Below are 10,995 nucleotides of genomic sequence, written 5' to 3' on the forward strand. Positions count from 1 at the left end.
CGGCCGCGCCCCCCGCGCGGCCGGGGGGGGGGGGGGCGGGCCCCCCCCGCGCCCGGGGGTCAGGAGAGGGTGGGAACGATCTCGCGGACCTTGGCCGCGATCTCGGCGGGCAGCGGCGCGTAGTCGGCCTCGGCCAGGACCTTCTGGCCGTCCTCGCTGACGGCGTAGTTCAGGAACGCCTTGAGGGCGGGCAGCGTCTCCGCCTTGTTGCCCTTGTCGCAGGCGATCTCGTACGTCACCAGGACGATCGGGTAGGCGCCCTCGGCCTTGGTGGCGTAGTCGAGGGAGAGCGACAGGTCCTTGCCCGTGCCGGTCACCTTGGCGGCGGCGATGGCCTTGGAGGCGTTCTCCGTGGTGGCCTCGACCGGGGCGGAGGCACCGGTGTCGACCTTGACGGTGTTCAGCTTGTTGGCGGTCGCGTACGACAGCTCGAAGTAGCCGATCGCGCCGTTGGTGCCCTTGACGTTGGAGACGACGCCGGAGGAACCGTTGGCCGCCTGGCCGCCCTTGGCGGGCCACGACTTGGACTTCGGGTCGTACTTCCAGTCGCTCGCGGCGGCCGTGCTGAGGTACTTGCCCAGGTTCTGCGTCGTACCGGACTCGTCCGAGCGGTGGAACGCCTGGATGGTGGTGGACGGCAGCTTGGCGTCGGGGTTGAGCTTGGCGATCGCCTTGTCGTTCCACTTGGTGATCTTCGAGTCGAAGATCTGCGCCAGCGTCTTGGCGTCGAGCACCAGGTTGTCGACGCCCTCCAGGTTGTAACCGATGGCGACGGGGCCGCCGACCATCGGGAGGTTCACGCCCTGACCGGTCTTGCAGATCTTCTTCGACTCGGCGACCTCCTCCGGCTTGAGCGCGGAGTCGGAGCCGGCGAAGGCGACCTGGCCCTGGTTGAACTTGGTGATGCCGCCACCGGACCCGATGGCCTGGTAGTTGACCTCGACGCCCTCACAGGCTGCCTGGAAGTTCTTGACCCAGAGGTCCATGGCGTTCTTCTGGGCGGTGGAGCCGGCCGCGAGGAGCTGGCCCTTGGCGTCGTCGCACTTGATGTTGCTCGCGGCCTTCGTCTCACCGGAGCCACCGGTGGAGCCGCTGTTGTCGTCCGAGCCGCACGCCGTGAGGACCAGGGCGCCGGAGACGGCGAGGGCGCCGAGTGCGGTGGCGCGAAGCCGGTTCTTGCGCTGAAGCTTCACTTTCGGGTGTTCCTTCCAGGAGCCGCCTGGCCTGGCTGGTGGCGGCGTGCGAAGAGTGGATTTCTGGGCTGTCAGCTAAGGCAGTGGATCGGCCGTCCAGCGACGCGCCTCGCACTGTGTACGTCCGAAATTAGGCAGAACAGGTGAAGCCGTCGACGGGGGAGAGTGAACGGGAGGTGAACCGTGCCGAACGGTGTGGTGTGCGCGGTCGCCGCACGGCGCGGGGGTGCCCGGTGGCGCGGCCGGGGGGAGGCTCCCCTTGCCCGGAGTGACCGAAACGGCGGAATGTCCACTCTGCGCGATCGAGTGATGACCCTCTGTGATACCTTGCCGGGCTGTCGGCCGGGCATCTGCGCGCGGCGGTGAGCCGATGCCGCCGCGCGGACGGGACCCTCAGACGGTGACGACGGCCAGCAGCTCGTCGATCAGGGGCCGGTCGTGGCCGTAGGTGAGGCGGGCGCGGGCCTCGGCGGGGGGCAGCCAGGCGATCCGGTCCACCTCGTCGCCCGGCGTGAAAGCGCCGCCCGTCGTCTCCGCCGCCCAGTACGAGACCTGCTTCGGGCGGCCGTGGGCTGTGTAGCGCAGCGTGGTCAGGGCCGGGCCGGGCGCGCACCGGTGGCCGGTTTCCTCCAGGACCTCGCGCCGCGCGCACGCCGGCGCGTCCTCGCCGCGCTTGAGCTTGCCCTTGGGGTGCGACCAGTCGTCGTACTTGGGGCGGTGCACGAGACAGATCTCCAGGCCGCCGTCGACGGGCGAGCGGCGCCACAGCACGCAGCCCGCGGCGAGGACCGGGTCCGCGGGGCCGGTCATGAGGCCGTGGCCGCGGTCGGGCGCCACGCCTGCTGGAAGGCGAAGCGGGCCGCCTCCACCTCGTGGCGCTGGTCGGCGTGCAGGACGCCGAGGGCGTACGCGGTCGCCGGGGCGATGCGCGGGGTGCGGGCCGCGGAGGCTGCCGCGGTGGCCGCCTCGGCGGCGTCGCGGTGGCGGTCGAGGGCGCGGGCGGCGGGGGGAGCCTCGGCGGGGCCGGTGACGACCTCCTGCGCGTAGCGGTGCAGGCGCAGCAGCAGGCGTACCTGGTGCCAGGGGGCGTCCTGCGCCTCGCTGCTGGGCGTCGGGGCGAGGCCGTGGAGGAGCGCCTCGGCGTTGTACGGGTGTGCGGCGCGGCCGAGCGGCAGCGCGGCCACCGCCTCTCTGAGGCGCTGGTCGGCGCCGGTCGCGAGGGGCGCGAGCACTTCGGCGGCGGGCGCGGCGGCGGCGGGGCCGAGCGGCACGTCCGAGGCCAGTAACGCCACGGCGTCGACGACCGCGTGGAACCGGGAGGAGCCCAGCGCCTGGAGCGCGGCCGAGTGGGCCCGCGTCCTGGCCAGCGTCAGCTGCCGTTCCAGGAGCGCGCCGGCCCGGGCGGCGCCCACGGCCAGCGAGCTCCCCGCCTCGGCACCGGCGCCGCGCGCCGGGGGCACCGGGCTCCGGTCGCCGCCGCCGCCCGCCCCGGAGAGCCGGTTCAGGGAGTCGAGCAGCCGGTTCAGGCGGCCCGCGTAGGCGTGCTCGCGGGCCAGGACGCCGGAGAGCCAGGCCAGCTCCGCCCGCAGGGTGTCCGCCCAGGCCGTGTCGGTCAGCGGCCGGAAGGTGTGCAGCGTCCCGCTGATCCGCCGCGCCGCGCCGCGCAGCGCCCGGGCCGCCTCGGCCGCGTCCGCCGCGCCCTGCGGGTCCTGTCCGCTCTCGCGGTGCAGCCGCAGGCCGCGCAGGAAGTCGCCGGCCCGGGCGTGCAGGTACGGGGCGAGCAGCTCGTGGGAGGGCACGTCGTGGGAGGGCGCGTCGTACGCGGGCAGGTCCGCGGCGGACAGGGCCTCGGCGAGCGCCTCGGCGGGGAGGAGCTCGCCCGGCTCGGCCGGGAGCCCGCCGGTGTCCGGCCGCGAGCGGGTTCGGGGAGCGGTGTCACGGTGTCGCACGCCGGCGCCTCCGGGCGTCAATGAGCATCTCCTGTACGTGCCGCAGGGGCTGACCGTCGGCGTCCGCCGAGTGCCGTGTCCAGTTGCCGTCGGGGCCGAGGTGCCAGGACGCCGTCGAGTCGGACATCCCGGTTTCCAGCAGCCGGCTCAGCGACGCCCGGTGGGCGGGGTCGGTGACCCGTACCAGGGCCTCTATGCGGCGGTCGAGGTTGCGGTGCATCATGTCGGCGCTGCCGAACCAGACCTCGGGCTCGCCGCCGTTGCCGAAGGCGAAGAGCCGTGAGTGTTCGAGGAAGCGGCCGAGTATCGAGCGGACCCGGATGTTCTCCGAGAGGCCCGCGACACCGGGGCGCAGGGCGCAGATGCCGCGTACCCAGATGTCGACCGGCACGCCGGCCCGCGCGGCTCGGTAGCAGGCGTCGATGACCGCTTCGTCGACCATCGAGTTGACCTTGATCCGGACGTACGCGGGGCGGCCCGCCTGGTGGTGCGCGGTCTCCTTGTTGATCCGGGCGATCAGCCCGTCCCGGAGCGACTTGGGCGCGACGAGCAGGCGGCGGTACGTCTCCCGGCGCGAGTAGCCGGACAGCCGGTTGAAGAGGTCGGACAGGTCCGCGCCGACCTGGGGGTCGGCGGTGAGCAGTCCCAGGTCCTCGTAGAGGCGGGCCGTCTTGGGGTGGTAGTTGCCCGTGCCGACGTGCGAGTAGCGGCGCAGCAGGTCGCCCTCCTGGCGGACGACGAGGGACAGCTTGCAGTGGGTCTTGAGGCCGACCAGCCCGTACACCACGTGGCAGCCGGACTCCTCCAGCTTGCGCGCCCACTTGATGTTGGCCTGCTCGTCGAAGCGGGCCTTGATCTCGACGAGGACCAGGACCTGCTTGCCGGACTCGGCGGCGTCGATCAGCGCGTCCACTATCGGGGAGTCGCCCGAGGTGCGGTACAGCGTCTGCTTGATCGCCAGGACGTCCGGGTCCGCCGCCGCCTGCTCCAGGAACGCCTGCACGGAGGTGGAGAAGGAGTCGTACGGGTGGTGCAGCAGCACGTCGCGCTCGCGCAGCGCCGCGAAGACGTCCGGCGCGGACGCCGACTCGACCTCGGCGAGGTCGCGGTGGGTGCCCGCGATGTACTTGGGGAACTTCAGCTCCGGCCGGTCGAGCGCCGCGATCCCGAACAGCCCGGTCAGGTCCAGCGGGCCGGGCAGCGGGTACACCTCGGCGTCGGACATCTTCAGCTCGCGCACGAGCAGGTCCAGGACGTACGGGTCGATCGACTCCTCGACCTCCAGGCGCACCGGCGGCCCGAAGCGGCGGCGCATGAGTTCCTTCTCCAGCGCCTGGAGAAGGTTCTCGGTGTCGTCCTCCTCGACTTCGAGGTCCTCGTTCCTGGTCACGCGGAACATGTGGTGCGCGAGGACCTCCATGCCCGGGAACAGCTCTTCGAGGTGCGCCGCGATGACGTCCTCAAGAGGCACGTACCGCTGCGGGGACGCCTCCAGGAAGCGGGACAGCAGCGGCGGCACCTTGACGCGGGCGAAGTGGCGGTGGCCGCTGACCGGATTGCGTACGACCACGGCGAGGTTGAGCGAGAGTCCCGAGATGTACGGGAAGGGGTGCGCCGGGTCCACGGCGAGCGGCGTGAGCACCGGGAAGATCTGCTGGCGGAAGAGCGTGAACAGGCGTGCCTGCTCCTTCTCGGTCAGCTCGGGCCAGCGGATGAGGTGGACGCCCTCGTCGGCGAGGGCCGGGGCGATGTCCTGCTGGTAGCAGGCGGCGTGCCGGGCCATGAGCTCGCGCGAGCGGGTCCAGATCAGCTCCAGGACCTCGCGGGGCTGGAGGCCGGACGCGGACCGGGTGGCGACACCCGTCGCGATGCGGCGCTTCAGGCCGGCCACCCGGACCATGAAGAACTCGTCCAGGTTCGAGGCGAAGATCGCGAGGAAGTTCGCTCGTTCGAGGAGGGGCGTGGCCGGGTCCTCGGCGAGTTCGAGCACCCGCTCGTTGAAGGCGAGCCAACTGCGCTCGCGGTCGAGGAACCGGCCCTGCGGCAGCTCGGCGTCGGCCCCGGCGCCGTCCGCGTACTCGGCGTAGGCGTCCAGGTCGGCGTCGATGTCGGGATCCAGATTGGTCACCGGGGAACCCGCCAGGGTGTGCGGGCGGTGCGCGGCGATGGAACCGACGGACGGCTGAGCATGCTGGACAGGGACATCGGCGCTCGGCTGCTGGCTCATGACCCCATTGTTCCGCGCCTCGGGGGTGCCGGGCGCGTCGAGGAGGGGTGATGTGCGGGCGGCTCTCCCGTTCGGGGAGGGTGGCACAGCGGGCTGCATTCCGAGAGCGTCGCAAGCGTGTCTGAATACCCGGTAACGGCGACATGACATGCAGGCTGCGGGGCCGGGGCCGCGCCTGGGTGGCGGGGGCCCGGACGCGCCTCCCGTGCCCCGCACGTACCGGGCGGGTACGGCGGGACCGCGCAGACCCCCGTCCGGCGCGGTCCCGCCCGGATCAGGCGTGCCGGCGGCGCAGGACCCGGAGGGCGGCGTACACGATTGCCGCCGCGAGGGCCAGCGCGACCGCGCTCTCGACGAGCTGGGCATACCAGAAGTGCGCCTGGGGGTGGAAGTCAACGAACCAGTCGGTCACCGTGACGTCCGAGGGGCAGCGCGCGCCGTACAGCTTCTCGGGGACGCACTCGGACGGGAAGAAGCGTTCGCCGGCGGCGTTCTGCACACCCCAGTCGACGACGAGGACGTCCTTGGGCAGGCCGGTGGGGGTGGAGTTCTCCACGCTGCCGGGTCCGGTGAGCGTGTTCACCGGGATCAGGTCCCAGCGCACGGTTCCGACGCCGAGCAGCACCGCCCCAGTGGCCGCGGCCGTGGCCGCCATGGCGGCGACCGTGCGCCGTACGAGGAGGCCGGTCAGCGCGCCCACGGCGACGGCGAGCAGGCAGTACGCGACGAGGGCCGGGCCGGTCGCCTCGTACACGCCGCGATGGGGCCACCGCAGGTTCCACATGCCGAACATCCCGCCACCGCCGAGATGGAAGACGCCGATGAAGGCGAGGGCCGCGGCGGTGGCGAGCGTCGCGGCCATGGCGAGCTTCGAGGCGAACCACCGCGCGGGGGAGACCGACTGGGTCCAGGCGAGGCGGTGCAGGCCCGATTCCAGCTCGCGGGCGACGACCGGGCCGGCGACGAACGCCCCGATCAGCACCGGCAGGAGCAGGCTCGCGAGGGAGAGGTTCTTCACGTACTCGTACAGGAGGGTCGCGGCGCTGTGGAAGCCGAGGAACGTGTCGCTGCAGGGGCCGCCGTCCGAGCAGTCGAACTCCTTCTCGGGATAGGCCGACGCCGCCCACCGCAGGAAGCCCGTCAGTGCGGCGCCCAGGACGATGACGGCGAGGGCCAGTCGCAGCGGTGTGCGGTGCAGGCGCAGGAAGACCCACCGGAGGCCGTGCGGACCGCGCGGCGGGCGCCCGTCCGGGGTGTCCCGGGCAGTGTCCGGCGGTGTCGTCGTGGTGCTCACGCGGCCACCTCCCGCTCCGGGCGGGCCGTCGTGCCCGGGGTGAGCAGCGGTGGCGCGTCCGGGGAGCGCAGGTGGGCGAGCAACAGTTCCTCCAGGGTGGGCTCTTCGGCGTCCCAGTCGTCACCGACCGGGCCTTCTCGGCGGATCAGGGCGGTGGTCCCGCGCCCGGTGGCGCGCGCTTCGACGACGGTGTGCGGGGCCAGGGCCGATGCCGGCCCCAGGCCGGTCACCAGGGTGTGCGCCGCGACCAGGTCGTCGATGGGGCCGCCGAGGCGGATGCCCCCGCCGGAGACGAGGAGCAGGTGGTCGCAGGAGTCGGCGAGTTCGCCGACGATGTGCGACGACATCACGACGGTCGTGCCGTGTTCGACGGCCGTCGCCATGAGGGTGCCCATGAGCTGGTGCCGGGCGAGTGGGTCGAGGTCGGCCATCGGCTCGTCCAGCAGCATGAGTTCGGGCCGCTTGCCGAGCGCGAGAGCCAGGGCCACGCGGGTGCGCTGGCCGCCCGAGAGCGTGCGGACGCGTGCGCCGGGGTCGAGTCCTCCCTCCTGTACCACCCGGTCGGCGGTACGGGCGTCCCAGCGGCCGGGGTTCAGTTCGGCGCCCAGGCGCAGGGTGTCGGCCACGGTGAGCTGCGGGTAGAGCGGCTTGTCCTGGGCGACGTGGGCGATACGGTCGCGGGCGCCCGCCGGGTCGGAGCCCAGCACGGTGAGCGAGCCCTCGGTGGGGCGGAGCAGTCCGGCCGCGAGGGCGAGGAGGGTCGACTTGCCGGCGCCGTTGGGTCCGACGACCGCGCAGACGCGTCCCACGGGCAGCCGGAAGGAGCACGCGCGCAGGGCCCGGCCCCGCCGCCCGTAGCTCTTGCCCAGCGCGACCGCCTCGATGGCGGTGTCGGTCATGCGTGATCTCCCTCGAACAGGTCGTCCAGTACGGATGTGAAGAGCGCGGCCACGTCGTCCCTCTCCAGCCCGGCCTCGCGGGCCCGCCGCGCCCAGGCGGTGAGCTCGGCGTGCAGCGGGGACCGGGCGGGAGCGCCGCCGAGGGACCTGCGGACGAAGGTGCCCAGTCCCCTTCGCGCCTCGACCAGCCCTTCGCGTTCCAGCTCGCGGTAGGCCTTGAGGACGGTGTTGGGGTTGATGGCGGTGGCTTCGACGACCTCGCGTGCGGTCGGCAGCTTGTCGCCGGGCTCCAACAGGCCCAGGCGCAGCGCCTGTTTGGTCTGGTGGACGATCTGGAGGTAGGTGGCGACGCCGGACCGCCGGTCGATGCGGTATTCGACCATGTGCCTTGAACCCCCTTTCACTAATTAAGTAGTGGAAGGGTGATGCAAAAGAGGGGGCGGTGTCAACCGCCCCCTCGGGAAACCGTGTTGGCGAGTGTGCCGGTCACGACTCCGTGCGGTACATCAGGTCCGTCTCGTGGGTGGTGAAGCCGAGCCGCTCGTACACCGTCACCGCCGCCGTGTTGTCCGCGTCGACGTACAGCATCGCGGTCGGCACGCCCTGCGCCGCCAGGTACCGCAGGCCCGTCGCGGTGAGGGCCTTGCCGAGGCCGCCGCCCTGCGCGTCGGGGCGGATGCCGACGACGTACACCTCGCCGAGCTGGTCCTCGGCGTGCACCTTCGTCCAGTGGAAACCGACGAGTTCGCCGTCGCGCTCCGCGAGGAAGAAGCCCTTGGGGTCGAACCACGGCTCGGCCCTGCGGTCGTCGAGGTCGCGCTGCGTCATGCCGCCCTGCTCGGGGTGGTGCGCGAACGCGGCGGCGTTCACGGCCAGCCAGGCCGCGTCGTCCTGCCCCGGCACGAAGGTGCGCACGCTCACGCCGGCCGGGTACACCGGCTCCGGGATGTCCAGCGGGCTCAACGGGCGGCGCATCTGCCGCAGTTCGCGGAAGAGGGTGAGACCGAGGACCTGGGCGAGGTGCCGGGCCGCCGACTTCCCGCCGTGCGCCCACACCCGCAGCCGCTTCCCCGACGCGTCGAGCACGGTCGTGCCGAGCGTGCGCCCGTGTCCGTGACCTCGGTGCGAGGGGTGAACGACCAGCTCGGCGGCCGGCGCCTCGACGGGGTCGGTGTCTTCCAGCTGCGCGTATCCGAGGAGCGGCCCGTCGCCGACGTACAGCAGGAAGTGCCGGATCCCCTCCCGCTGTCCGCCGCGCAACTGGAGCCGGCCCTGCTCGGACACGGCCTGCGTCCCGTCCACGCGGGCGGCCTCGTCGAGGAGCGTCAGGACCTCCTGGGCCTGCCCGGCGTCGAGCGCGTCGAGGGTCTGGATCTTCCTGAGGAAGGCGGGGGTGGCGGGGTCAGTCGTCATGAGTACGAGCGTACGGCCGCCGTACGGCAACCAGCTTGTAACCCGTCACCCCCTGTTGCGCTACGCGCGTTGACTTTAGGCTGCGGTTCGTCATCACGCTGCACTCACAAGGGGACAGATGTCAGCGAACCCTCGTACCAACCGCAAGCACCGAGCGGCCCGGCGCATACTCGCCTCGGCCGCCGGTCTCGCCACCCTCGGCGCGCTCGTCGCCGCGATGCCGGCCTCCGGTGCCGAGGACGCCGACGGCGGCGACGCGCGGCACACGTCGAAGCCCTCGCGGACCGTGGACGTGCAGCTGCTCTCCTTCAACGACCTGCACGGAAACCTGGAGCCCCCGGCGGGCTCGGCCGGCATGGTCAACGAGACGCAGCCCGACGGCACGGTGAAGGCGATCCCGGCCGGCGGCGTCGAGCACCTGGCGACCTCGCTGCGCAAGGCCCGCCAGGGCGAGCGGTACTCCGTCACCGCGGCCGGCGGCGACATGATCGGCGCCAGCCCGCTCATGTCCGGCCTGTTCCACGACGAGCCGACGATCGAGGCGCTGAACAAGCTCGACCTCGACGTCTCGGCCGTCGGCAACCACGAGTTCGACGAGGGCGCCACCGAGCTGGCCCGCATGCAGAACGGCGGCTGCCACCCGGTCGAGGGCTGCTTCGAGAAGGACAGGGAGTTCCCGGGCGCGGACTTCCCCTACCTCGCCGCGAACGTCACCAACGAGAAGACCGGCAAGCCGATCCTCAAGCCGTACACGGTGTGGAAGAAGAACGGCGTCAAGATCGGCTTCATCGGCGTGACCCTCGAAGGCACCCCGGGGATCGTCACCGAGAACGGCATCAAGGGCCTGAAGTTCCACGACGAGATCGAGACGGTCAACAAGTACGCCAAGGAGCTCGACCGCCGGGGCGTCAAGTCGATCGTCGCGCTCATCCACGAGGGCGGCTCGCCCGCCTCCTCGTCGTACAACTACGACTGCGACTCCCCGGGCGCCGGCGACGGCATCTCCGGCCCGATCGTCGACATCGCCAAGGGCATCACGCCGAAGGTCGACGCGCTGGTCACCGGCCACACCCACCAGGCGTACGTGTGCACCGTCCCCGACCCGGCGGGCAAGCCGCGCATGGTCACCTCGGCGTCCTCGTACGGCAAGCTCTACACGGACACCACGCTCACCTACGACCGCCGCACCCAGGACATCGTGCGCACGGGCGTCAAGAGCGCGAACCACGTCGTCGTCCGCGACCAGGAGCAGGCCAAGATCTGGGCGCCGGACATGACCTCGCTCATCGGCCGCTGGAACGCGCTGGCCGCGCCCATCGCGAGCAAGCCGCAGGGCTTCATCGCCGCCGACATCAACGGGCGCGGTTCGACGGCTCCCGAGAAGCCGCTCGGCGACCTGATCGCGGACGCGCAGCTGGAGGGTCTGTCCCCGGCCGACAAGGGCGGCGCGCAGATCGCCTTCATGAACCCGGGCGGCATCCGCTCCGACCTCGTCTTCAAGGCGAGCGGCAGTGAGGGCGACGGTGTCGTGACGTACGGCGAGGCGTTCACCGTCCAGCCGTTCACCAACATGATGAACGTCGTCGACCTGACCGGCGCCCAGCTGATCACCGCGCTCCAGCAGCAGGTCAGCGGCGGCAACGAGGCTTCGCCGAAGATCCTCCAGGTCTCGAAGGGCTTCACGTACACCCTGGACATGACGAAGACGGGCGCCGCCCGTATCGACGTCTCCTCGGTGAAGCTCAACGGTGTCGCGCTCGACCCGGCGAAGACGTACCGCGTCGCGATGAACGAGTTCCTCGCGGGTGGCGGCGACGGCTTCCCCGTCTTCAAGGAGCACAAGAACAAGCTGGTCGGCGCGTCCGACCTGGACGTCTTCAACGCCTACCTGGCGAAGAACTCCAGCGCGGCCGCCCCCATCACGCCCCCGGCGGCCGACCGCATCACGGTCGTGAAGTAGCGGCGGGCAGCGGTAAGGCAGCGGGGCGGCGTCGGCGGCGGCGACCCCGGCCTCCTCGGC

9 protein-coding genes are annotated in these 10,995 nt (G+C 72.0%); 1 reads left to right on the forward strand and 8 read right to left on the reverse strand.

Going from position 1 to position 10,995, the window contains the following annotated elements; all coding sequences use genetic code 11:
- Positions 1 to 59 precede the first annotated feature (59 nt).
- The 8 genes from pstS to mshD form a co-directional block, all read right to left on the reverse strand.
- Positions 60 to 1,193 carry a phosphate ABC transporter substrate-binding protein PstS gene (gene pstS / locus ACWGH0_RS33965; protein WP_453408127.1) on the reverse strand — a complete coding sequence of 378 codons (1,134 nt, stop codon included), beginning with the start codon at positions 1,191 to 1,193 and terminating at the stop codon, positions 60 to 62.
- Between the two features lie 393 nt (positions 1,194 to 1,586).
- On the reverse strand, positions 1,587 to 2,003 hold the full coding sequence (locus ACWGH0_RS33970) for an NUDIX hydrolase (protein ID WP_453408128.1): 417 nt from the start codon (positions 2,001 to 2,003) through the stop codon (positions 1,587 to 1,589).
- The gene (locus ACWGH0_RS33975) at positions 2,000 to 3,022 is read right to left on the reverse strand and encodes a CHAD domain-containing protein (protein ID WP_453408135.1); all 1,023 of its coding nucleotides are present in this window, start codon (positions 3,020 to 3,022) and stop codon (positions 2,000 to 2,002) included. The genes ACWGH0_RS33970 and ACWGH0_RS33975 overlap by 4 nt, the downstream gene beginning before the upstream one ends.
- A 106-nt stretch (positions 3,023 to 3,128) precedes the next feature.
- Entirely contained in the window at positions 3,129 to 5,369 is a 2,241-nt protein-coding gene (locus tag ACWGH0_RS33980) for an RNA degradosome polyphosphate kinase (RefSeq protein WP_453408129.1), read from the reverse strand.
- Between the two features lie 274 nt (positions 5,370 to 5,643).
- Complete coding sequence (locus ACWGH0_RS33985) at positions 5,644 to 6,663, reverse strand: ABC transporter permease (protein ID WP_453408130.1); 1,020 nt, start codon at positions 6,661 to 6,663, stop codon at positions 5,644 to 5,646.
- A complete protein-coding gene (locus ACWGH0_RS33990) occupies positions 6,660 to 7,562 on the reverse strand; it encodes an ABC transporter ATP-binding protein (RefSeq protein ID WP_453408131.1) in 903 nt (300 codons plus the stop codon). The genes ACWGH0_RS33985 and ACWGH0_RS33990 overlap by 4 nt, the downstream gene beginning before the upstream one ends.
- Positions 7,559 to 7,945 carry a GntR family transcriptional regulator gene (locus ACWGH0_RS33995; RefSeq protein WP_453408132.1) on the reverse strand — a complete coding sequence of 129 codons (387 nt, stop codon included), beginning with the start codon at positions 7,943 to 7,945 and terminating at the stop codon, positions 7,559 to 7,561. The genes ACWGH0_RS33990 and ACWGH0_RS33995 overlap by 4 nt, the downstream gene beginning before the upstream one ends.
- A 103-nt stretch (positions 7,946 to 8,048) precedes the next feature.
- The gene (gene mshD, locus ACWGH0_RS34000) at positions 8,049 to 8,975 is read right to left on the reverse strand and encodes a mycothiol synthase (protein ID WP_453408133.1); all 927 of its coding nucleotides are present in this window, start codon (positions 8,973 to 8,975) and stop codon (positions 8,049 to 8,051) included.
- Positions 8,976 to 9,093: 118 nt separating this feature from the next.
- On the opposite strand from mshD, the gene ACWGH0_RS34005 reads away from it, so the two are divergent.
- Positions 9,094 to 10,935 (forward strand): bifunctional metallophosphatase/5'-nucleotidase, encoded by a 1,842-nt coding sequence (locus ACWGH0_RS34005; protein WP_453408134.1) that lies wholly within the window; start codon positions 9,094 to 9,096, stop codon positions 10,933 to 10,935.
- The last annotated feature ends 60 nt before the right edge of the window (positions 10,936 to 10,995 follow it).

This window comes from Streptomyces sp. NPDC054887 (assembly GCF_053610585.1).